Source organism: Phycicoccus sp. M110.8 (assembly GCF_032464895.1).
Lineage (GTDB): Bacteria > Actinomycetota > Actinomycetes > Actinomycetales > Dermatophilaceae > Pedococcus.
On the sequence record NZ_JAWDIC010000001.1, the window covers coordinates 720,514 to 743,165 of the forward strand.

Annotated in this window: 20 protein-coding genes; 6 read left to right on the forward strand and 14 right to left on the reverse strand. The window is 72.9% G+C overall.

The genetic code is table 11. The annotated features are described in order from the left end of the window. Positions 1-5 precede the first annotated feature (5 nt). From RKE38_RS03405 to RKE38_RS03415, 3 genes are all read right to left on the reverse strand, one after another. The gene (locus tag RKE38_RS03405; protein ID WP_316006042.1) at positions 6-1,169 is read right to left on the reverse strand and encodes an acyl-CoA dehydrogenase family protein; all 1,164 of its coding nucleotides are present in this window, start codon (positions 1,167-1,169) and stop codon (positions 6-8) included. Between the two features lie 115 nt (positions 1,170-1,284). Beyond that, a complete protein-coding gene (locus RKE38_RS03410) occupies positions 1,285-2,349 on the reverse strand; it encodes an LLM class F420-dependent oxidoreductase (protein ID WP_316006043.1) in 1,065 nt (354 codons plus the stop codon). Positions 2,350-2,445: 96 nt separating this feature from the next. Further along, positions 2,446-3,042: an acyltransferase gene (locus tag RKE38_RS03415; RefSeq protein ID WP_316006044.1), complete on the reverse strand. Its 597-nt coding sequence runs from the start codon at positions 3,040-3,042 to the stop codon at positions 2,446-2,448. A 59-nt stretch (positions 3,043-3,101) separates the two neighbouring features. Between RKE38_RS03415 and RKE38_RS03420 the strand changes: the two genes are divergently transcribed. After that, positions 3,102-3,557: a CoA-binding protein gene (locus RKE38_RS03420; RefSeq protein ID WP_410055426.1), complete on the forward strand. Its 456-nt coding sequence runs from the start codon at positions 3,102-3,104 to the stop codon at positions 3,555-3,557. 65 nt (positions 3,558-3,622) lie between these two features. Here the strand turns inward: RKE38_RS03420 and purE are convergent, their stop codons facing one another. Further along, on the reverse strand, positions 3,623-4,150 hold the full coding sequence (gene purE / locus RKE38_RS03425; RefSeq protein ID WP_316006045.1) for a 5-(carboxyamino)imidazole ribonucleotide mutase: 528 nt from the start codon (positions 4,148-4,150) through the stop codon (positions 3,623-3,625). Beyond that, entirely contained in the window at positions 4,147-5,358 is a 1,212-nt protein-coding gene (locus RKE38_RS03430) for a 5-(carboxyamino)imidazole ribonucleotide synthase (protein WP_316006046.1), read from the reverse strand. The genes purE and RKE38_RS03430 overlap by 4 nt, the downstream gene beginning before the upstream one ends. A 113-nt stretch (positions 5,359-5,471) precedes the next feature. Between RKE38_RS03430 and RKE38_RS03435 the strand changes: the two genes are divergently transcribed. After that, positions 5,472-5,951, forward strand: coding sequence for a GtrA family protein (locus RKE38_RS03435; RefSeq protein WP_316006047.1), 480 nt, complete (start codon positions 5,472-5,474; stop codon positions 5,949-5,951). Between the two features lie 207 nt (positions 5,952-6,158). On the opposite strand, the gene RKE38_RS03440 is transcribed toward RKE38_RS03435, so the two are convergent. From RKE38_RS03440 to RKE38_RS03460, 5 genes are read right to left on the reverse strand one after another with little or no spacing between them, the layout of a single operon-like run. Beyond that, positions 6,159-7,187, reverse strand: a complete 1,029-nt coding sequence (locus RKE38_RS03440) for a HAMP domain-containing sensor histidine kinase (RefSeq protein WP_316006048.1) — start codon at positions 7,185-7,187, stop codon at positions 6,159-6,161. 9 nt (positions 7,188-7,196) lie between these two features. After that, a complete protein-coding gene (locus RKE38_RS03445) occupies positions 7,197-7,871 on the reverse strand; it encodes a response regulator transcription factor (protein WP_310149621.1) in 675 nt (224 codons plus the stop codon). A gap of 30 nt (positions 7,872-7,901) precedes the next feature. Further along, complete coding sequence (locus RKE38_RS03450) at positions 7,902-8,693, reverse strand: enoyl-CoA hydratase/isomerase family protein (RefSeq protein ID WP_316006049.1); 792 nt, start codon at positions 8,691-8,693, stop codon at positions 7,902-7,904. Next, positions 8,690-9,958: an adenylate/guanylate cyclase domain-containing protein gene (locus RKE38_RS03455; RefSeq protein WP_316006050.1), complete on the reverse strand. Its 1,269-nt coding sequence runs from the start codon at positions 9,956-9,958 to the stop codon at positions 8,690-8,692. Before RKE38_RS03455 ends, RKE38_RS03450 begins: the two co-directional genes overlap by 4 nt. A 9-nt stretch (positions 9,959-9,967) precedes the next feature. Next, positions 9,968-10,750, reverse strand: coding sequence for a biotin--[acetyl-CoA-carboxylase] ligase (locus tag RKE38_RS03460; RefSeq protein WP_316006051.1), 783 nt, complete (start codon positions 10,748-10,750; stop codon positions 9,968-9,970). Between the two features lie 24 nt (positions 10,751-10,774). Between RKE38_RS03460 and RKE38_RS03465 the strand changes: the two genes are divergently transcribed. The 3 genes from RKE38_RS03465 to RKE38_RS03475 all read left to right on the forward strand — a co-directional run bounded on the left by RKE38_RS03465 (position 10,775) and on the right by RKE38_RS03475 (position 13,607). Further along, on the forward strand, positions 10,775-12,418 hold the full coding sequence (locus RKE38_RS03465) for an acyl-CoA carboxylase subunit beta (protein ID WP_316006052.1): 1,644 nt from the start codon (positions 10,775-10,777) through the stop codon (positions 12,416-12,418). 74 nt (positions 12,419-12,492) lie between these two features. Further along, positions 12,493-12,771: an acyl-CoA carboxylase epsilon subunit gene (locus RKE38_RS03470; RefSeq protein ID WP_316006053.1), complete on the forward strand. Its 279-nt coding sequence runs from the start codon at positions 12,493-12,495 to the stop codon at positions 12,769-12,771. Positions 12,772-13,121: 350 nt separating this feature from the next. Continuing rightward, positions 13,122-13,607, forward strand: a complete 486-nt coding sequence (locus RKE38_RS03475) for a C40 family peptidase (protein WP_316006054.1) — start codon at positions 13,122-13,124, stop codon at positions 13,605-13,607. A gap of 93 nt (positions 13,608-13,700) precedes the next feature. On the opposite strand, the gene RKE38_RS03480 is transcribed toward RKE38_RS03475, so the two are convergent. Then, positions 13,701-14,387 (reverse strand): MOSC domain-containing protein, encoded by a 687-nt coding sequence (locus RKE38_RS03480; protein ID WP_316006055.1) that lies wholly within the window; start codon positions 14,385-14,387, stop codon positions 13,701-13,703. Between the two features lie 86 nt (positions 14,388-14,473). On the opposite strand from RKE38_RS03480, the gene RKE38_RS03485 reads away from it, so the two are divergent. After that, positions 14,474-16,177 (forward strand): DUF885 domain-containing protein, encoded by a 1,704-nt coding sequence (locus RKE38_RS03485; protein ID WP_316006056.1) that lies wholly within the window; start codon positions 14,474-14,476, stop codon positions 16,175-16,177. Between the two features lie 69 nt (positions 16,178-16,246). On the opposite strand, the gene RKE38_RS03490 is transcribed toward RKE38_RS03485, so the two are convergent. Genes RKE38_RS03490 through RKE38_RS03500 form a run of 3 tightly spaced genes read right to left on the reverse strand, consistent with a single transcriptional unit; the run spans position 16,247 to position 22,522 of the window. After that, positions 16,247-17,284, reverse strand: a complete 1,038-nt coding sequence (locus RKE38_RS03490) for a dihydroorotate dehydrogenase-like protein (protein WP_316006057.1) — start codon at positions 17,282-17,284, stop codon at positions 16,247-16,249. Continuing rightward, positions 17,281-20,865, reverse strand: coding sequence for a pyruvate:ferredoxin (flavodoxin) oxidoreductase (gene nifJ, locus RKE38_RS03495; RefSeq protein WP_316006058.1), 3,585 nt, complete (start codon positions 20,863-20,865; stop codon positions 17,281-17,283). Before nifJ ends, RKE38_RS03490 begins: the two co-directional genes overlap by 4 nt. Further along, positions 20,852-22,522, reverse strand: coding sequence for an NAD(P)-binding protein (locus tag RKE38_RS03500; protein WP_316006059.1), 1,671 nt, complete (start codon positions 22,520-22,522; stop codon positions 20,852-20,854). Before RKE38_RS03500 ends, nifJ begins: the two co-directional genes overlap by 14 nt. Positions 22,523-22,652: the final 130 nt, after the last annotated feature.

Consider the following 22,652-nt stretch of genomic DNA (forward strand, 5'->3'; position numbering starts at 1 on the left):
GTGGACTACCTCAGGATCTGGCGGGCCATCACGACGCGCTGGATCTGGTTGGTGCCCTCGTAGATCTGGGTGATCTTGGCGTCGCGCATCATCCGCTCGACCGGGAAGTCGCGGACGTAACCGGCGCCGCCGAGCAGCTGGACGGCGTCCGTCGTGACCTCCATGGCGACGTCCGAGGCGTAGCACTTGGCGGCGGCGCCGAAGAAGGTCAGGTCCTTGTCGCTGCGCTCGGACTTGGCGGCCGCGGCATACACCATCTGGCGGGCGGCCTCGACCTTCATGGCCATGTCCGCGAGCATGAATTGCAGGCCCTGGAACTCGGCGAGGTGCTTGCCGAACTGCTTGCGCTCCTTGACGTACGCGACGGCGTGGTCGAGCGCGCCCTGCGCGATGCCGACGGCCTGCGCGCCGATGGTGACGCGGGTGTGGTCGAGGGTCTCAAGGGCGATCTTGAGGCCGCTGCCGACCTCCCCGACGACGCGGTCGCCGGGGATGCGGACGTTGTCGAAGTGCAGCTCGCGGGTGGGGCTGCCCTTGATGCCGAGCTTGCGCTCCTTCTCGCCGAAGGTGAAGCCCTCGTCGGACTTCTCGACGACGAACGCGGTGACGTTGGCGCCGCGGCGGCCCTCGGGGTCGGTGACCGCGAGGACGGTGTAGTAGTCGGAGACGCCGGCGTTGGTGATCCACGACTTCTGGCCGTTCAGGACCCAGCCGTCGCCGTCCTGGCGCGCACGGGTCCTCAGCGACGCGGTGTCGGAACCGGCCTCGCGCTCGGACAGACCGTAGGAGAACGTCGAGCGCCCCTCGGCCACCGGCGGGAGGTAGCGCTGCTTGACGTCGTCGCTCGCAGCGAGGATCAGCGGCATCGTCCCGAGCTTGTTGACCGCCGGGATCAGGGACGCCGACGCGTCGACGCGGGCGACCTCCTCGATGACGATGCAGGTCGCGAGCGCGTCCGCGCCGACGCCGCCGTACTCCTCGGCGATGTGCGGGGCGAAGAAGTCGCTGGCGACGAGGGCGTCGTGTGCCTCCTGCGGGTAGCGCGCCTCCTCGTCGACCGCCGCGGCATACGGCGCGATCTTGTCCTCGGCCACGGCGCGCACGGCCTCGCGCAGCGCCTCGTGGTCCTCGGAGATCCGGAAGAGGTCGAAGTTCGGGTCACCACTCACAAGGGCTCAGGTTACCCGCTGGTATGCCGGGTCGACACCGCTCCCCGCTGTGGTGCCCACCACGGTCCCTCGCCGCCCGGGTGCCCGCCGCGGTGGGGGGCACCCGGGCGTGGGCTCAGATCTCCTGGCGGAGGTGCCAGAGGTGCCCGTGCTGCTCGCGGTCGAGCAGCTCGGGCATGACGTCTCGCTCGAACATCGCGATGCCGGTGGTGTCGTACGCGGCCTCGTAGAAGTAGGAGATGAGGTAGCGCATGCCGAGGCCGTCGAGCTCGCGCAGCCGCTCGACCAGCTGCTCGGCGGTGCCGACGCCGGGCGAGCGGCGCAGCTCCTCCATCCGGCGCTCCCGCTGGGCGTCCGGGACGCCGGCGCCCTTCATGTGGTCGTCGAGCCAGGACAGGCGGTCCGCGATCTCCCGCTCGTCGGCGCCGATGACGATGTCGAGGTTGGTGGTGCGGGTGATCTCGGAGAAGTCGCGGCCGACCTCCTCGCACCGCTGGCGCAGCACCTCGGACTTGTGCTGGAAGTCCTCGGGCACGCCGGAGCCGAAGTTGGTGTAGTCGGCGTACTGGGCGGCGATCCGCAGCGTGACCTTCTCGCCCCCGCCCGCGACCCACATCGGGATGTTGTTGGCCTTCGAGCCCGGCTGGGCGGTGCCCTGCAGGGGCAGCGGGCGGCACAGCGCGCCGTCGGTGCTCCAGTGCCTGCCGGAGAAGGTGGAGGTCCCCTCGGTCCACATCTGGCGGAAGATCTGCACGCCCTCGTCGAGGCGGGCGAGCCGCTCCCCGGCGCCGGGGAAGCCGTAGCCGTACGCCTTCCACTCGTGCTCGTACCAGCCGGCGCCGATGCCCATCTCGAGCCGGCCCTCGGAGACGACGTCGACGGTCGCCGCGACCTTCGCCAGGTAGGCCGGGTTCCGGTAGCTCATGCACGTGCACATCTGCCCGAGCCGCACCCGCCCGGTGACGCCGGCGAAGGCGGCCATGAGCGTCCACGCCTCGTGGGTGGCCTCCTCGCTGGGCACCGGCACGGTGTGGAAGTGGTCGTACACCCAGATGGACGCCCAGTCCTCGTTGGCGTCGGCCCGGCGCGCCAGCCCGGCCATGACGCCCCAGTGCTGGCTCGGATCGATCCCGACGAGGTCCATCTTCCAGCCCTGCGGGATGAACAGTCCGAACTTCATGGTGCTCCTCGGGTCGCGTGCCTGCGGCGTACGACCCTCACCCTAGGTGCGCCGTCCCGGCCTCGCCCCCGGTGGCAGCGCACCCGGCACGCCTCCTCACTGCCCCTCGAGCAGGCGCAGGGCCCCGTCCTTCTCGAGGTAGCTCTCACCGGTGCTCGGGCAGGTCCAGCGACCATCGCCGATCGGCTCCAGGGGCTGACCGGCCCGGCCCACCCAGCGGATCCGTCGGGCAGGCACGCCGGCCACGAGGGCGAAGTCGGGGACGTCCTTCGTGACCACCGATCCGGCAGCCACCAGGGCCCATCGGCCGATGGTCACGGGGGCGACGCATACCGACCGCGCGCCGATCGAGGCACCCTCGCGGCACACGACGCCCACGGCGTCCCAGTCGTCCCCGGTCTTCAGCGACCCGTCGGGGTTGACGGCCCGGGGGAAGTAGTCGTTGGTGAACACGACGGCCGGACCCACGAAGACGCCGTCCTCGAGGACCGCGGGCTCGTAGACGAGGGCGTGGTTCTGGAGCTTGCAACGGTCCCCGATCCGCACGCCGGGGCCCACGTAGGCGCCCCGCCCGATGATGCAGTCGGCACCCACCTCGGCCCGTTCCCGGATCTGTGCCAGGTGCCAGACGAGCGTGCGCTCCCCGATGCGGGCCGTGTCGGCGACGTCGGCCGAGCTCTGGATGGTCGTCACCCGACGATCGTAGGCAGGGGGCTGCTTGCGAGGAGGGCGAACCGTGTGATGCTGGCAGGGTGACGTTGAAGCACCAGAACGACCCCGACCTCATCCGTGAGCTGCTGATCGATCCGGGCATCTGGGCCGTCGTGGGGCTCTCTGCGAACCGCGACCGCCCGGCCTATGACGTGGCCCGGTGGCTCAAGATGGAGCTCGGCAAGGGCCTCGTCGCCGTGCACCCCTCGGCGCAGGAGGTCCACGACTCCCCCGCCTACGCGTCGTTGGCGGACATCCCGGACGGCACAGACCTGAAGGTTGTCGACTGCTTCGTCAACTCCCAGCACGTGGGCGCCGTCGTCGACGAGGCGATCGAGCACAGGGACCGCCTGCAGATCGACGCGGTGTGGATGCAGCTCGACGTGGTGGACGAGGCAGCGGCAACGCGCGCCCGTGACGCGGGTCTGGCTGTCGTGATGGACACGTGCCCGCGCATCGAGTGGCGGAACGTGCGGTCCGCCGGCATGGCTCGCTGAGCCCGGGCCACCAGCGGGACCGTCCGATCGACGGGTGACGCCCCTGCCGGTCGATGCGGCCCGGCTCAGTGCGTCCGGCGCTCCCGCAGCGCGGCGCCCTTGGCGTACGCGGCGTCGCGCAGCGACGCCTGGAAGGCGGTCATCCGCTCGCGCAGCCCCTCGGCATACGCGCCCTCACCGGCGGCGAGCACCCGCACGGCGAGCAGGCCCGCGTTGCGCGCCCCGCCGATCGACACCGTCGCGACGGGCACGCCCGCGGGCATCTGCACGATCGACAGCAGCGAGTCCATGCCGTCGAGGTGCTTGAGCGGCACCGGCACCCCGATGACGGGCAGCGGGGTGACGGCGGCGAGCATCCCGGGCAGGTGCGCGGCGCCTCCTGCCCCGGCGATGACCACGCGCAGGCCGCGGCCGGCCGCCTGCTGCCCGTAGGCGATCATCTCGTCGGGCATGCGGTGCGCGGAGACGACGTCCGCCTCGTACGGCACGCCGAACTCCTCGAGCGCCAGCGCCGCCTGCTCCATGACCGGCCAGTCGCTGTCGCTGCCCATGACCAGCCCGACGAGGGGCTGCGTCGCCGCGGTGTCGCTCATTCGGTGACCACTCCCGTGAGGTAGTCGGCGGCGTGCTGGGCGCGCTCGCGCAGGTCGGCGAGGTCGGTGCCGCTGACGTTGACGTGGCCGATCTTGCGGCCGGGCCGGACGGACTTGCCGTAGAGGTGCACCTTGAGCCCGGGGTCGCGGGCCATGACGTGCCGGTATGCCGGGTAGAGCTCGGGGTAGTCGCCGCCGAGCACGTTGGCCATCACGGTCCACGGCGCCCGCGGGGCGGGCGAGCCGAGCGGCAGGTCGAGCACCGCGCGCAGGTGCTGCTCGAACTGACCGGTGACCGCGCCGTCCATCGACCAGTGGCCGGAGTTGTGCGGGCGCATGGCCAGCTCGTTGACGACGTACTCGGGCGCGCCGGTCTCGGGGTCGCGCACCTCGAACATCTCCACGGCGAAGACGCCGGTGACGCCGAGGTCCTCGGCGATGCGCAGCGCGGCCTCGGTCGCGACCGCCGCGAGGTGCGGGTCGAGGTCGGGCGCCGGGGCGAGCACCTCGGTGCAGATGCCGTCGGTCTGGACCGTCTCGACGACCGGCCACGCAGCGGCCTGGTCCGACGGGCTGCGGGCGACGAGGACGGCCAGCTCGCGCACGAAGTCGACCTTCTCCTCCAGCAGCAGCCCGTCGCGCAGCGGCCCGCTCCCCTGCGCCGCGTCGCTGTCGGCCCGCTCCAGCCAGTCGGCCAGCTCCTCGACGGAGCCGACGACCCGCACGCCCTTGCCGTCGTACCCGCCCCGAGGCGTCTTGGCGACGATGGGCCAGCCCACCTGCTCGGCGAACGTCTCGACGTCGGCGGCGGTCCGGGCCTGCGCCCACGCCGGGCAGGCGACGTCGATCTCGGTGAGGCGGTGGCGCATCGCCAGCTTGTCCTGGGCGAAGACCAGGGCGGCGGGGCTGGGGTGCAGGGGGACGCCGCGCTCCTCCAGCGCCGCGAGGACCTCCGGCGGCACGTGCTCGTGGTCGAAGGTGACGACGTCGCACTCGGCGGCGAACGCGAGCACCGCGTCGACATCGGTGTGCGACCCCACGGGGGCCGACGGGATCACCTGCGCGGCCGCCGCGTCGGGGGCCTCGGCGAGGACCGACAGGGAGACGGCGAGCTCGGCTGCCGGGCCGGCGCACATGCGGGCCAGCTGGCCGCCACCGATGACACCGACCACGGGGAAGCCGCCGGGGGCACGCTGCGGGGAGGTCACGCCGCGAGGATAGCGACGGGCGGGGTCCACCGTTCGTCCGGCTCCCGCTGGCGTTCGTCCGGCACCCGGTCGCCGTGGCATCCGGGCACAGGCTGCCCCGGTACGCTCCCCCGGTGGCACCCACCTCCGTCCTCGACCGCGCCCGTGGCGCCGTCGGGGTGCTCTACCGCGAGATGATCAAGTTCGGCGTCGTCGGTGCGGTCTCGTTCGTCGTCGACGTCGGCCTCATGAACGTGCTGCGGCACACGGTGATGGAGGACAAGCCCACGGGCGCCAAGGTCGTCTCGGCCTCGGTCGCCACCGCCATCGCCTGGATCGGCAACCGCGCCTGGACCTTCCGGCACCGGCGCAACCGCCCGGCGCACCACGAGGCGGGCCTGTTCTTCCTGACCAACGGCATCGCGCTGCTCATCGGCGCCGGCTGCATCGCCCTCTCGCACTACGGGCTCGGCCTGAAGTCGCTGGCCGCCGACAACGTCGCGAACGTCGTGGGCATCGCCCTCGGCACCCTCTTCCGGTTCTGGGCGTACCGCCAGTTCGTCTTCCGCCGCGAGCCCCTGGTCGACACCTCCCCCATCTCCGACCGCCACTGACCCTCGACGGCCGAATTCGTCCGGCCGACCGTCTGGCCCACCCGCCGGTCACTCCGCCAAACCTCCCCCCGGCACAACGGCGGTTGCTGACGCGAAACGGCAGTTCTGGGATGCCGTTTCATGCCAGCAACTGCCGTATTGCGGGGACGACCGCCCAGGCGGGGTATGCCATGGGCGGGGGTATGCCGGGCTGCCGGCGGGCGCCGCTCAGGCGGCGTCGGACTCGCTGAGGAAGAGGGCGAAGATCGCGGGCTGGGCCTGGATCAGCTCGAGCCGGCCGCCGTTGGACTCCGCGAGGTCACGGGCCAGCGCGAGGCCGAGGCCGGTGCCCGTCGTGGTGACCGACCGCTCGAAGATGTGCGGCGCGATCGTCGAGGGCACGCCCTCGCCCTGGTCGCTGACCTCGACCACGACCGACGGACCGCTGCGCCGGGCGTGGACGTCCACCGTCCCGCGGCCGTGGGCCAGCGCGTTCTCGAGGAGCGTCGACAGGACCTGGGACAGGTCCACCGGCTTGGCCTGGACCACCAGGCCCCGCTCGCCGTGCACGTGCACGCTGCGGCGCGCCTGCTCGAAGGCCGGCTGCCACTCCCGCTGCAGGGCGGCGATGACCGAGTCGAGCGAGACGGTCGCCTTGGGCTCGTCGCCGCCGCGGCGGGTGCGCGCCATGAGGTCGTCCACGACGCGGGTCAGGCGCTCGACCTGCGCGATGGCGATCGTGGCCTCCTCCTGGACGACGTCGAGGTCGTCGGTCACCGAGATCTCCTCGAGCCGCATGAGCAGCGCGGTGAGCGGCGTGCGCAGCTGGTGCGAGGCGTCCGCGGCGAAGTCGCGCTCGGACGCCAGCGACTTGGTCAGCCGCTGCGCGCTGCGGGACAGCACCTCGGAGACCTGGTCGAGCTCGGCGATCCCGGAGTGCAGCGGCTGGATGCGCGACTCACCCGCGCCGAGCCGCTCGGCCCGGTCGGCGAGGGCCCGCATGGGCTGCGACATCTGGTGCGCCTGCCGGATGGCCACGAAGACACCGGCCGCCAGGGCCAGCACCGCCAGGGCGACCACGACCGCGACGAGCCGCATCGACGTCTGGCCCGGCGTGCCCTCGGCCAGCCAGCGCCCGACGACGCCGCGCCCGTCCCCGACGCTCGCGTTCCAGATCGCGAAGCCGACCGGGGCCATCGTGATGACGATGGCGAGGCCGACCGCGAGCACCGTCGAACGGATCAGCTGCTGACGCATGGCACGGGCTCAGACGTCGTCGCGCTCGAACCTGAAGCCGACACCGCGGACGGTGGCGATGTAGCGCGGCTGCGCGGCGTCGTCACCGAGCTTGCGGCGCAGGACGGAGATGTGCATGTCGAGGGTCTTGGTCGACCCGAACCACGCGGTCTCCCAGATCTCGCGCATGAGCTGCTCGCGGGAGACGACCTTGCCCTGCTCGCGCACGAGCACCCGCAGCAGGTCGAACTCCTTGGCCGTGAGCTGCAGCTCCTCGTCCTTGAACCAGGCGCGCCGGCCCTCGGGGTCGATCCGGACCAGCTCGTGTGCGGCCGGGGCGTCGGAGGGGTTGCGGCGCATCAGGGCCCGCACGCGCGCCAGCAGCTCGGCCAGCCGGAACGGCTTGGTCACGTAGTCGTCGGCGCCGGCGTCGAGGCCGACCACGGTGTCCACCTCGTCGGCCCGGGCCGTGAGGATGAGCACGGGGACGGTGCGGCCCTCGGCGCGGATCCGGCGGCAGACCTCGAGGCCGTCGACGTACGGGAGGCCCAGGTCGAGCACGACCAGGTCGGGGTTCTCCGCGGAGGCCTCGAGCGCTGCCCGTCCGTCGGCGCGCACGTCGACGTCGTAGCCCTCCCGGCGCAGCGCGCGGGCCAGCGGCTCGGAGATGGCGGGGTCGTCCTCAGCGAGGAGCACTCGGGTCATGGGGGGAATCGTAGGCAAAGCGACGCGTCTTCAGCGACCGGGCCACTGTGGTCGGCGTTTCTCGTTGAACGCGGCCACTCCCTCGGCCCGGTCCGCGGAGAAGGCCGTGGCGGCCCACATCTCGTCCTCGATCCGCAGCCCGGCATCCAGGTCGGTGTCGAATCCGCGCCGCATCGCGGACTTGGCGTTGCGGATGCCGACCGGGGAGTTGCCGGCGACGACGGTCGCCAGCTCCAGGGCACGCTCCCGCGCGGTCCCTGCCGGCACGACCTCGTCGACGGCCCCGAGCTCGTGGGCCTCCTGCGCCGTGAACCGCTGGGCGGTGAAGACCATCCGCGCCGCGCGGCTCCAGCCGACCCGCCGGGTGAGGAGCTGGGTGCCCCCGCCGCCGGGGATGACCCCGACCGACACCTCGGGCAGCCCGACGACCGCTCCCTCCCCGCACACCACCAGGTCGCAGGACAGCGCGATCTCGAAGCCGCCCCCGAGCGCGTACCCGTCCACCGCCGCCACCACCGGGACGGGCAGGTCGAGGACGCCCCGGTATGCCGCCTGCGCCAGCGGGCGCTGGGCGCGCAGCTGCTCGTCGGTGAAGGAGTTGCGCTCCTTGAGGTCGGCGCCCACGCAGAACGCCTTGGGGTGCGTGGAGCTGACGACGACGGCCCGCACGGTCGCGTCGCCCGCGACCTCCCGGGTCGCGCGGCCCAGCGCGTGCGCCATCTCGGTGGAGACGGCGTTCATCGCCTCGGGCCGGTCGAGCACGAGCTCGGCGACGTGCCCGCCCTCCCCGTGCCGCTCGATCCGGACCAGGTCGGTCGTCATGCGGTCGTTCCTCTCGTCGTCGGGTTCCACGTCGTCGCGGCCAGCCCCGCGCCGTCATCGGCTGCCGGGTCGTCGTCGGCCGCGGCGTCCGCCGGCGCCGCGCCCGTCCCCGCCGCGACCGGCCCAGCCGCGTCGTCGTGACCGGTCGGCAGCGGGGCGAGGCCCACCGGCGCCCCGACGAGGTCGAGGTCGGCGAGGACCGCCGACCGGCCCCCGGCCGAGCGGCGCAGGGCGCTCGGGGTGACCTGGCCGATGCCGCGCAGGGTGCGGCGCCGCTGCGGGGTGGTCTGGAAGCCGGACAGGCTGGCGAGCGCGGTCGCGAGGGCGTCGTCGACGAGGACGCCACCGCCGGGCGCGACGCTCGTGAGCCGGCTGGCCCGGTTGACCGTCGTGCCGAAGACGTCGCCGAGGCGGGAGAGCACGGGCCCGAACGCCATGCCGACGCGCACGTCGGGCAGCAGCTCGTCCTCACCCATGAGGTCGACGAGGTCGAGCGCGATGGCGGCCGCGGGCGAGGGCTCGATGTGCACGAACAGCACCTCGTCGCCCACCGTCTTGATGACGCGTCCGCCGTGCGCCGTCACGACGTCGGTGGCCAGGGCCTCGAACCGCTGCACCATGACGGCGAGCTGCCGCTCGGTCATCCGGCGGACCAGCGAGGTGAAGTTGACGAGGTCGGCGAAGCCCACGACCCGCACCACGCCCTCGGACGACGACTGCGGGTCGGCGTCGGCGAGCATGCGCGAGATCGCGGCCGTGAGGTGGCGTCGCCACGCGTAGACCAGCAGGGGCTCGAGCTCGTCGGCCATGTCGGCGAGCTTGAGGGCCGAGGCGCGGGCGGCCGACAGGTCGGGCACCGCGCGGGCATCCGCCTCGTCGAGGGCCGCCTCCGTGTCGGGGGCGGCCAGCGCCTCGGCCATCAGCTGGGTCTGCCAGACCGCCAGCCGGTCGGCGGTGCGGGCGAAGGCGCGCGTCATGGCCAGCGCGGTCGCCTCGTCGAGCTCCTGGTCCCGCACCAGGCGCGCGACGGCCTTGAGCGCCATGAGGTCCGCCTCGGTGAACATGGCGTCCTCGTCCTCGACGATCGGGAACCCGAGGGCGTGCCAGAACTTGCGGGCCGACAGCAGCGAGACCTCGGCGCCACGGCTGACGTCGCGGCGTCCCATCGTCGCCGGTCGGCCCAGCAGGCGGGCCTCGAGGTCGTCGGGGCTCAGCCCCGCCAGGTCCTCGGGCCGCACGATGCGGTGTCGACCGGCGTCCGTCACGCCGCCACCCTAGCCAGCGGCGGACCGCACGTGGACCACGTCACCCGCCGCCACGGCATACTCCCCCGACGGGCCGCTCACCACGAGCCGTCCGTCGTCGTCCACACCGACCGCGCGCACGCGCCGGACGTCGCCCCCGGTGACGTGCAGGTCCACCTCGCGCCCGATGGTGACGCACGCCTTCCGGTATGCCGCGTGGACCTGCGCGCGGCCCTGCGGCCCGGCGGAGAGCAGGCCGTGCCAGTGGGCCAGCCGCTCGAGCACGGCCACGACGAGGTCCTCGCGCCGCACGTCCCGGGCGCCGGCGAGGCGCAGGGAGGTCGCGGTGTCGACCGGCAGCTCCTCGCGCGACTGGTCGACGTTGATCCCGAGGCCCACCACGACACCGCCCGGCTGCAGCTCGCAGAGGATGCCGCAGACCTTGCGCTCGTCGTCCGCGGGGAGCAGGACGTCGTTGGGCCACTTCAGGTCCGCCTGCAGGCCGGTCACCTCGGCGACGGCGTCGCGGACGGCCAAGCCGGTGACCAGCGGCATCCAGCCGCGACCCGCGTCCGGGGCCGGCAGCAGGACGGACATGGTCACCGAGGTCGAGGCCGGTGTCTCCCAGGTGCGGCCGAGCCGCCCCCGGCCGGCCTGCTGGTGGTCGGTCACCACGACGTGGAACGGGCGGGCGAGCCGCGCCGCCTCCGCGTTGGTGGAGCCGAGGGTGGGATGCACGTCGACGCCGGTCCACGGCTTCCCGGACGTGACCAACGCCTCGTGCAATGCCTCACTGTCAAGGGGTCCGCGCATGGCTCCAAGGCTAGGCTCGCCGCCATGGCCTCGACCACCGATCCCCTCGACAGCTTCACCACGACGGGCGGCACGGACGTCCCGGACGACATCGACATCCACTCCACGGCGGGCAAGCTCAAGGACCTCAAGCGCAGGGTCGCCGAGGTCGCCCACGCCGGCTCGGAGCGGGCGGTCGAGAAGCAGCACGCGCGCGGCAAGAAGACGGCCCGCGAGCGCCTCGAGATGCTGCTCGACGAGGGGTCGTTCGTCGAGATGGACAAGTACGCGCGGCACCGCTCGACGGCGTTCGGGCAGGACCAGAACCGCCCGTACGGCGACGGCGTCGTCACCGGCTACGGCACGGTCGACGGGCGCACGGTCGCGGTCTTCGCGCAGGACTTCACGGTGTTCGGCGGCTCCCTCGGCGAGGTCTTCGGCGAGAAGATCTGCAAGGTCATGGACTTCGCCATGAAGGTCGGCTGCCCCGTCATCGGCCTCAACGACTCCGGCGGCGCCCGCATCCAGGAGGGCGTGGTCAGCCTCGGCCTCTACGGCGAGATCTTCCGGCGGAACGTGCACGCGTCCGGTGTGATCCCGCAGATCTCGCTCATCATGGGGCCGTGCGCGGGCGGCGCCGTCTACTCCCCCGCGGTCACCGACTTCACCGTCATGGTCGACCAGACCTCGCACATGTTCATCACCGGGCCCGAGGTCATCAAGACCGTCACCGGCGAGGACGTGTCGTTCGAGGACCTCGGCGGAGCGAAGGCGCACAACACCAAGTCCGGTGTCGCGCACTACATGGGCAGCGACGAGCAGGACGCCATCGACTACGTCAAGGCGCTCATCTCCTACCTGCCGAGCAACAACCTCGAGGACCCGCCCGCCTTCGAGGAGGAGGCGGATCTCGAGGTCACCGACCACGACCGCGAGCTCGACACCCTCATCCCCGACAGCGCGAACCAGCCGTACGACATGAAGACGGTCATCGACCACGTGCTCGACGACGGCGAGTTCCTCGAGGTGCACCCGCTGTTCGCGCCGAACATCGTCTGCGGCTTCGGCCGGGTCGAGGGCCGCTCGGTCGGGGTCGTCGCCAACCAGCCGATGCAGTTCGCCGGCACCCTCGACATCGACGCCTCGGAGAAGGCCGCCCGGTTCGTGCGGACCTGCGACGCGTTCAACATCCCGGTGCTCACCTTCGTCGACGTGCCGGGCTTCCTGCCGGGCACCGACCAGGAGTGGGACGGCATCATCCGCCGCGGTGCCAAGCTCATCTACGCGTATGCCGAGGCCACCGTCCCGCTCGTCACCGTCATCACCCGCAAGGCGTACGGCGGCGCGTACGACGTCATGGGGTCCAAGCACCTCGGTGCCGACATCAACCTCGCCTGGCCCACCGCCCAGATCGCCGTCATGGGCGCGCAGGGCGCGGTCAACATCCTCTACCGCCGCCAGCTCGCGGCGGCGCAGGAGGCCGGCGAGAACGTCGACGACGTCCGCCAGCGGTTCATCACCGAGTACGAGGACACCCTCGCCAACCCCTACGTCGCGGCCGAGCGCGGGTACGTCGACACGGTGATCACGCCGAGCAACACCCGGATGAACGTGACCAAGGCGCTGCGGGCGCTGCGCACCAAGCGCGAGACCCTGCCGCCCAAGAAGCACGGGAACATCCCCCTGTGAGCCGACAGCGAAGCGAGGACCCGAGCGAGGAACGAGCGAGGCCCGGAGCGAGCGCGGAGGCGAACGAACAGGCTATGAGCGAGGACCAGAGGACCGGCGACGAGCCGGCGCAGGACGGGGCTGCGGACGTCGACGGGGTGGCTGCCGAGCGGCCCCCGCTGCGGCTGGTGCGCGGCGACGCCACCGCCGAGGAGGTCGCCGCGCTGCTCGCGGTGCTGTCCGCGGCGGCCGGTGGCGACGACCCCGCGCCGGCGCCGCCACCGGTGTCGCGGTGGGCCTCGCGGGAGCGCGCCGTCCGCCCGCCGCTGAGCCCCGGTCCGGGTGCCTGGCGCGCCTCGGGCTGGCCCCGGTAGCCCACGCGGCACCACCCTGACGCACTAGTACCAACGACCCCGAGGCCGCATGGGCCGTTCGGCCGGTATCCGTCGCCCGGCTAGGTCCTCGCCGGGGCCCGACCTACCGTGGAAGCCAGTCCCCGCCAGCCAGGGCGGGGCGGTCCGCCCGGTCGCCGAGCCCCGACACCCGTGCGGACGGCAAGCGAAGTCTTGCCGCGAGTGTCGGGGACGGAGAACCCAGCAGGACGGGAGCGGTACGAGCGCTTCCTCGGGGTGAAGCCGCTGGCGCACAGCCACGGCCGGGCAGTTCGGTAGCCCGAACCCGACAGGTCACTCTTCGCAGGCGGTCCGAAGATTGGCCTCCCCGCATGTCCCTCCCCACCTCCCTTCGCCGTGCCCTGCCCACGTCCTGGCCGGCATACCTGCTCGCCCTCCTGCTCGGCCTGGGGCTCGTCGTGAGCCCCGTCGCCACCCCCGAGGCCCACGCCGCGGTGTCCCTCGGGACCGTGTCGTCTGCCGCGCGCGTCGCCGGCGCCCAGGTCGGCGTGCCGTACCGGTACGGCGGCACGAGCCCCAGCACCGGCTTCGACTGCTCCGGCCTCACGCTGTACGCCTACGCCCGCGCGGGCAAGCGCCTGCCCCGGACGGCGCAGCAGCAGTACGCCGCGGCCACGCGCATCAGCCGCGCCAGCGCCCGGCCGGGAGACCTCGTGTTCTTCCACAGCGGCAGCACCGTCTACCACGTCGCGGTCTACGCCGGGTCCGGCTGGATCTGGCACGCCCCCAAGCCGGGGAAGCGCGTCGCCAAGGTGCGGCTCTGGACGAGCGCGGTCACCTACGGCCGCGTCCGCTGACGTCGGCTCCCGGCTTTGGGGGTGCAGGGGTGACGGATCCGTCACCCCTGCACCCCCAAAGCGGGAGGGCGCGATCGCTGGGGCGGCGAGGGCTCAGGCGTCGAGCTCGACCCCGGCGGGGGCGCGTCGCTCGACCATGGCGCGCAGCTCGGCGGCCTCGGTCTCGACGAGGCAGCCGGAGTCGAGCACCCGCTGCGCCGCGTCGAGGTCGCCCATGAACGCCCGGAACGTCACCGGCACCGTGATGCCGTGGTCGGGCCGCGAGCGGACCACCACCGGGTCACCGCTGCGGATCGTGCCGGGCGAGACGACCGACAGGTATGCCCCGGTGCGGCCCCGGGCGGCGAACCGCTTCGCCCAGCCACGCTCGCCCATGCGTGCGGTGAAGGTGGCGCACGGGATCCGCGGGCCACACACCTCGAGCACGACCTCGTCGCCGACCTCCCACACCTCGCCCACGACCGCGCTGTCGACGTCCAGCCCGAGGGTGGTGAGGTTCTCGCCGAACATGCCGTTCGGCAGCTCGCGGCCCAGCTCCTCACCCCACCGGTCGAGCTCCTCGCGCGCGAAGGCGTAGACCGCCTGGCTGTCCCCGCCGTGGTGCCGGGTGTCGCCGATGAAGTCGCCGGCAACCCCGCTGCCGAGGCCGCCGTGCTTGGGCCCGGGGGCACGGACCTCGACCGACCCGACCGGCACCTTGCCGATGCCGGTGGTGCCGACCTTCTTCGCGCTGTTGGGCTGCGGCGCCCCGACGTTGAGGGACAGGACGGAGGCGCTCATGCCGCCACCCTACGAGCCGAGCCCGCCGGAATCGCCCGGATATTGCCGATGCCTCCTCCCGGGACCCCGGGGTAGGTTCGCCCCTTGTGACGACCGAGACGACTCCCCGCCCAGCAACCGACATCGACCGGATCGCCGACGAGTACCTCTCGGCCCTGGTGGCCCTGAGCCCGATCACGGCGACGTACCTCGGCATCCCGGGCCACGAGGAGGAGCTCGACGACTTCTCCCCCGCGGGTCACGAGGCCCACGCCGAGCTGCGGCGCGAGACCCTGGCCCGGCTCGAGGCCGCCTCGCCCGTCGACGACATCGACCGGGTCACGCTGGCCGCCATGCGCGAGCGGCTCGGCCTCGCCGAGGAGACCCACGCGGCCGGGCTCGACGAGATGGCGCTCAACGTCATCGCCTCGCCCCTGCAGGAGGTCCGCGGCTGCTTTGACCTCATGGCGACGGCCACCGACGAGGACTGGGGCGTCATCAGCCGGCGCATGGAGAAGGTGCCCGCCGCCCTCGAGCAGTGGAAGCAGAGCCTGCTCGCCGCCGCGGACAAGGGGAACGTCGCGCCGCGGCGCCAGGTCGAGGCGTGCATCCAGCAGTGCGCCGACCTCACGGCAGCGGACGGCTACTTCGCGACCCTGGTGAAGGACGCGCGCCTGTCCGACGGCGAGGACGACGGCGACCTCTCGGAAGGCACCCGCGCCACCCTCGGCGAGGCGACGCAGGCGGCGTCCGCGGCATACGGGGAGCTGGGGACCTGGCTGCGTGAGAACCTGCTCGACCGCGCGCCCGAGACCGACGCGTGCGGGCGCGAGCGCTACCAGCTGCTGTCGCGCTCCTTCCTCGGCGCCACCGTGGACCTCGAGGAGACCTACCGCTGGGGCCAGGAGGAGGTCGCGCAGATCACCGCCCGGATGGAGCAGGTCGCCGAGCGGATCAAGCCCGGCGCCACCGTCAAGGAGGCCATCGCCGCCCTCGACGCCGACCCGGCGTACCAGCTGCACGGCACCGACGCGCTCAAGGCGTGGATGCAGGAGCGCGCCGACGAGGTCATCGCGAACCTCGCCGGCACCCACTTCGACATCCCCGACCCGGTGCGCACCATCGAGTGCCTCATCGCCCCGACCCAGACCGGCGGCATCTACTACACCGGGCCCTCGGAGGACTTCTCCCGGCCCGGCCGCATGTGGTGGTCGGTGCCCAAGGGCGTCACCGAGTTCGGCACCTGGAAGGAGCTCACGACCGTCTACCACGAGGGCGTCCCGGGCCACCACCTCCAGGTCGCGCAGACGGTGTTCCGCTCCGAGCTGCTCAACTCCTGGCGCCGCATGGCCGCGTGGACCTCCGGCCACGGCGAGGGCTGGGCGCTGTATGCCGAGCGGCTCATGGACGAGCTCGGGTACATGGACGACCCCGGCAACCTCATGGGGCTGCTCGACAGCCAGTCGCTGCGCGCGGCCCGCGTCGTCATCGACATCGGCGTGCACTGCGGGTTCGAGGCGCCGCAGGAGGTCGGTGGCGGCGAGTGGACCTACGACAAGGCGTGGCAGTACCTCACCGCGCACGCCAACCAGGGCGAGGCGTGGCTGCGGTTCGAGCTCGACCGCTACCTCGGCTGGCCGGGCCAGGCGCCGTCGTACAAGATCGGCGAGCGGCTCTGGATGCAGCTGCGCGACCAGGTCCGCGAGCGCGAGGGCGAGTCGTTCTCGCTCAAGGACTTCCACCGCCGGGCGCTCGACATCGGCGGCGTCGGCCTCGACACCCTCCGGGAGGCCGTGCTCGGCGAGCTGTGACCGCTCCGGCGCGGCCGACCCCGTGGAGTCGGTCGCGCGGAGCCGGTCACGCCGGCCGACCGGTGCGGCTCAGGCGTCGTCGCGCATCCGTAGGTCGCCGTAGGTGCGCCGTGCCCCGTCCAGGGCGCTCACGTACGCAGACCGTTCGTATGCCGTGGCGTCCGTCCCGAGCGGTACGGCCAGGAGACCACGCAGGTCGTCGACGGAGCCGAAACCCTTGCGCGCCATCCAGTCCTCGAGCCCGGCGAGGAGGCTCGCGGCATACGCCTCCCCGTGCCGCAGCAGGGCGGAGGCGGTCATGACGACGTCCGCGCCGGCGAGCAGGTACTTCACGACGTCCTCGCCGGTCTCCACCCCCGTCGTCGCCGCCAGCGAGCAGCGCACGCGGCTGCGGAGGATCGCGACCCAGGTGCGCGGCAGCCGCGCCTCCTCAGGCACCGACAGGGAGAGCTGGGGGTGCACGGAGACCGTCTCGAGGTCGATGTCGGGCGGCAGGAACCGGTTGAACAGCACCAGTCCGGCGGCCCCGGCCTCATCCAGCCGCAGCGCCATCTGGCCGACCGAGCTGAAGTGCGGGCTGAGCTTCACCGCCACCGGGACGGAGACGACCTCGCGGACGGTCCGCAGGATCTCGACGTGCCAGTCCTCGACGTCACGGCCCGAGAGGTGCGGGTCCCCGGGGACGAGGTAGACGTTGAGCTCGATCGCCGCCGCCCCGGCGTCCTGCAGCGACGCGGCGAAGCCGGCCCACCCACCCGGGCTCGAGCCGTTGAGGCTCGCGACGACCGGCACAACCAGGTCGCCGGCCACGCCGACAGCGCGTTCGACGAGGTGCAGGTAGTGGGCACCACCGCCGGAGGACCCGGCCCGGCTGGGGAAGTACGACAGCGCCTCCCCGAACGACTCGTCGTACGGTTCGGTGACCTGCAGGTCGCGCAGCTGCTCCTGCCGCACCTGCTCCTCGAACAGCGACGGCAGCACCACGGCGCCGACCCCCGCGTCGGCGAGGGCCCGCACGCCCTCCACGGTCTGCGACAGCGGTGAGGCGGAGGCGACGAGCGGGTTGCGCAGGGCCAGCCCGAGGTAGCGGGTCGCGAGGTCGGTCACCTGCTCCTCCTGGCGTCGGCCGCGAACGCCGCCGGGCCACGGGTCGCCATCTCCTCGTAGGTGGCCCATCGCCGATCCACGGCCTCCTGGGCGAGGCCGAGCAGGCGCTCCGCCTCGGCCGGGTCGGAGCTGCGCAGGAGGCGGTAGCGCAGCTCGCGGTAGACATAGTCCGCCAACGGGATCCGCGGCCTCGGGGAGTCGAGCTGGAAGGGGTTGCGGCCGTGGTCGCGCGCGACCGGGTCGTAGCGCACCAGCGGCCAGTGACCGCTGGCGACGGCGCGGTACTGCTGGTCGAGGCCGTCCTTCATGTCGATGCCGTGGGCGATGCAGTGGCTGTAGGCGATGACCAGGGACGGTCCGTCGTAGGCCTCGGCCTCGCGGAACGCGGTCAGGGTCTGCTGCGGGTCGGCCCCCATCGCGACCCGTGCGACGTAGACGTTGCCGTACGCGATCGCCTGCAGCGCGAGGTCCTTCTTGGCTGCGGTCTTGCCCGCCGCCGCGAACTTCGCCACGGCCCCGAGTGGCGTCGCCTTGGACGACTGCCCGCCGGTGTTGGAGTACACCTCGGTGTCGAGCACGAGGACGTTGACGTCCAGGCCGCTCGCGAGCACGTGGTCCAGCCCCCCGGAGCCGATGTCGTAGGCCCACCCGTCGCCACCGACGATCCACAGGCTGCGCCGCAGGAGGTGGTCCGCGACGCTGCGCAGGTCCGCGACGGCCGGCCCGTCGAGGCCGGTCAGGCGGCCCAGCAACTCGGTCACCCGGTCGCGCTGGGCGACGAGCTCGTGCTCGCGGACCTGCGGGGCGGTCAGGATCGCGTCGACGAGGTCAGCGCCGACCTCGTCACGGAGCTCGGCCAGCCGCTCGCGCGCCAGCCGCGCGTGCAGGTCGGCGGCGAGCCGCATGCCCAGGCCGAACTCCGCGTTGTCCTCGAACAGCGAGTTCGACCAGGCGGGGCCGCGCCCGGCGGCGTTCTTCGTCCAGGGGGTCGTCGGCAGGTTCCCGCCGTAGATCGAGGAGCAGCCGGTCGCGTTGGCCACCATCGCCCGCTCGCCGAAGAGCTGGGTGAGGAGCTTGAGGTACGGGGTCTCGCCGCAGCCGGCGCATGCCCCCGAGAACTCGAACAGCGGCTGGAGGAACTGCGTCCCGCGCACCGTCCCGAAGTCGACGCGGGCCCGGTCGTTGACCTCCAACGTTTCGAAGAACGCGATGTTCTCGCGCTCGACGTCGAACCGCTCGACGGCCGGGGTGAGGTTGATCGCCTTGCGGTCCGGCCTTCCGATGGGGCTGACCGGGCACGCCTCGACGCACAGCGAGCACCCGGTGCAGTCCTCCGCGTAGACCTGCAGCGTGTACCGCGCCGACGGCAGCCCCACGGCGTCGAGGGGCGCCGACGCGAAGCCCTCCGGCGCACCGGCCAGGTCCTTCTCGTCGTAGTACTTCGCGCGGATGACGCTGTGCGGGCACACGAACGAACAGGTGCCGCACTGGATGCAGGTGTCGGGATCCCACTGCGCGACCAGGTCGGAGATGCGCCGCTTCTCGTAGGCCGTGGTGCCGCTGGGGAAGGTGCCGTCCACGGGGAGCGCGCTGACGGGGAGGTCCTCGCCACGGCCGGCCATCATCGCGCCCGTCACCTCCCGCACGAACGGTGGTGCGGACGCCGGGACGGCGGGTGGGGAGACCCGCCCGGAGGTCACCACCCCCGGCACCGGTACCCGGTGCAGGGCGGCCAGGGCGGCATCCACGGCCTCCTCGTTCCGGCGGACCACGGCGGTGCCGCGCTTCCAGTAGGTCCGGTGGATGGCTGCCTTCACCTGCTCGACGGCCTGCTCTCGCGGCAGCACCCCGGAGATCGCGAAGAAGCACGTCTGCAGCACCGTGTTCGTGCGCCCCGGCAGGCCGCACTCGCGTGCGACGCGGTCGGCGTCGATGGTGTAGAGCCGCAGGCCCTTGTCGAGAACCTGCTGCTGCACGGTCGCGGGCAGCGCGTCCCAGAGCTCGTCGGGTGGCTGCGGGGCGTTGAGCAGCAGGGTGGCCCCGTCCGCTGCCCGGCCGAGGACGTCGACCTTCTCGAGCAGCCCGAGGTGGTGGCAGCCGACGAAGCCGGCCCGGTCCACGAGGTAGGGCGCACGGATGGGGTGCGGCCCGAAGCGCAGGTGCGAGACGGTCTGCCCGCCGGACTTCTTGGAGTCGTAGACGAAGTAGCCCTGGGCGAAGAGGTGCGGGTCGGCGCCGAGGATCTTGATCGTGTTCTTGGCGGCCCCGACCGTGCCGTCGGAGCCCAGCCCGAAGAAGACCGCGCGCACGGTGGCCGGGTCCTCGATGTCGAGGTCCGGGTCCCACGGCAGGCTGGTGCCGGTGACGTCGTCGACGATGCCGACCGTGAACCTCGGCCGCGGCTCCGGCCGGGCGAGCTCCTCGAACACGCCCACGACCATGCCCGGCGTGAGCTCCTTGGACGACAGGCCGTAGCGGCCACCCACCACCCGGGGCAGGGTGCCGCGCCGACCGCTCCCGTGGGCGTCGGCCAGTGCCGCCACGACGTCGAGGTGTATCGGTTCCCCCGCCGAGCCCGGCTCCTTCGTGCGGTCCAGGACCCCCACCGTCCTGACGGAGGCAGGGAGCGCCGCCACGAGCTGCTCGGCGGGGAAGGGCCGGTACAGCCGCACCTGCAGCACGCCGACGCGCTCCCCCCTCGCGACCAGGTGGTCCACCGTCTCCCGGACCGTCTGCGCTCCCGACCCCATGACGACGACCACCCGGTCGGCCTCGGGGTGCCCGGCATACTCCACCAGCCGGTAGGCCCGCCCGCAGCGCTCGGCGAGCTCGTCCATGACCGACTGCACGATGCCGGGCGTGCGCGCGTAGAACGGGTTCACCGTCTCGCGGGCCTGGAAGTAGACGTCGGGGTTCTGCGCGGTGCCGCGCACGAAGGGCCGCTCGGGGCTGAGCGCCCGCAGCCGGTGCTGGCGGACGAGCTCCTCCGGCACCAGGGCGCGCAGCACGTCGTCGGGCAGCAGCTCGACCGTCGCCAGCTCATGGGAGGTGCGGAAGCCGTCGAAGAAGTGGACGAAGGGCACCCGCGAGCGCAGCGTCGCCGCGTGCGCGACCAGGGCGAGGTCGTGCGCCTCCTGCACCGACGCCGACGCGAGCAGCGCGAAGCCGGTCTGGCGCACCGCCATGACGTCGGAGTGGTCGCCGAAGATCGACAGTCCCTGGGCCGCGAGGGCCCTGGCTGCCACGTGGAAGACGGTCGAGGTCAGCTCACCGGCGATCCTGTACATGTTGGGCACCATGAGCAGCAGGCCCTGAGACGCGGTGAAGGTGGTGCTCAGCGCCCCTCCCTGGAGCGCGCCGTGGAGGGCCCCGGCGGCGCCGCCCTCGCTCTGCATCTCCATGACGGTGGGCACGCTGCCCCAGATGTTGGGCCGGTCGCGTGAGGCCCACTCGTCGGCGAGCTCGGCCATGGCCGACGACGGCGTGATCGGGTAGATGGCACACAGCTCGCTCAGCCGGTACGCCACGCCCACCGCGGCCTCGTTGCCGTCGACGGTCGCCCGCACCTCAGATGCCCCCACCCAGGATGTCCTGCTCCGCTGCAGCCGGCTCGGCCACCATCTCGATGGCGTGCACCGGGCACTGCCGGGCGCAGGTGCCGCAGCCGGTGCAGGCGGTGTAGTCGAAGCGGTACCGGTGCCCCGCGCCGAGCTTGATGACCGCGTCCTCCGGGCACGCCCCGAGGCAGCCGTCGCACTCGAAGCAGTTGCCGCAGGACAGGCACCGCCCCGCCTCGTGCGCCACCTCCTCCGGCGTCAGCCCGGCGGTCACCTCGACGAACCCGTGCACCCGCTCGGCCGGGTCGAGCTCGGCCTGCTCGCGGCGGCCGTGGTCCCCGAAGTACCAGAGGTTGAGCTTCTCGAAGTCGGCCGGCGGGTGCTTGGGGCGCGGCGCCGGCTCGCGGCCGGAGAGCCAGGCATCGATGCTGCGGGCTGCCCTCTTGCCGTGGCCCACGCCGACGGTCACGGTCCTCTCGCTCGGCACGGCGTCACCGCCGGCGAACACGCCCGGGGCGCCGGTCATGAGGGTGAACGGGTCGACCTGGACCGTGTCGCCGTCCAGCCGCACCCCCGGGACGGAGCGCAGGAAGCCGGTGTCGCTCTCCTGGCCGACGGCGAGGATGACGGTGTCGGCGGCGAGCTTCTCGAACTGGCCCGTGCCGTGGGGCCGGCCGTCCTCGTCGAGTGCCTGGACCTCCACGGTGAGCTCGTGCTCGTTCATCGAGCTGATGGTGCGCAGCCAGGTGATGCGGATGCCCTCGCGCTCGGCGTCGGCCGCCTCCTGCTCGTGGGCGGGCATCTGCTCGCGGGTGCGCCGGTACACGATCACGGTGTCGTCGGCACCGAGCCGGCGGGCCACCCGGGCGGCATCCATCGCGGTGTTGCCGCCGCCGTAGACGGCCACGTGACGGCTGGCCAACGAGCCCTGCTCGCCGGACTCGACACCCCGCAGGAACGAGACGGCGTCGATGACCCGGCTGGCGTCCTCGTTGGGGATGTCCACCCGCTTGGACAGGTGGGCACCCACCGCCGCGAACACCGCGTCGAACCCGCCGTCGTGCATCTCGGCGGTGAGGTCGGTGACCCGGTGGTCCTGCTCGAAGACCACGCCCAGGGCGGCGATCCGGGCGATCTCGGCATCGAGCACGTCCCGCGGCAGCCGGTAGGACGGGATGCCGTAGCGCATCATCCCGCCCGGTTCCGGTCCGTTGTCCCGCACCACCACCTCGTGGCCCAGGCGGGCGAGGTGGTATGCCGCGCTGAGGCCGCTGGGTCCGGAGCCCACGACGAGCACCCGCCGGGAGCTGCGCCGCGGCGGCGGGTCGAAGCGCCAGCCGGACTCGATCGCCAGGTCGCCGAGGAACCGTTCGACCCCGTGGATGGACACGGCGGCGTCGAGCTCGACGCGGTTGCAGGCGCCTTCGCACGGGTGGTAGCAGACGCGACCGTGCACGGCGGGCAGCGGGTTGTCGGCCGTGAGCAGCCGCCACGCCTCCTCGTGCCGTCCGGCCCGCACCAGCGCCAGCCACCCCTGGATGTTCTCCCCCGCCGGGCACCCCGCGTTGCAGGGCGGCAGCAGGTCCACGTAGACCGGCCGCTGGGAACGCTGCGGGCCGGCTCGCAGCCGGCCCAGCCCCAAGGGGGCCGGGGGCGTCAGGTCCGGGTCGTCGAGTCCCATCTCCACCTCCGTCGCGTCCGATGCTCACGGCGGAAGGTCAGGCGGGACAGGGCCCTTGGTCACGGTCGCGGGCCACTGCGCCGCCCGGGTCGTCGCGGGTGGCGCCGGGGCAGGAGGGCCGGCGGAGAGG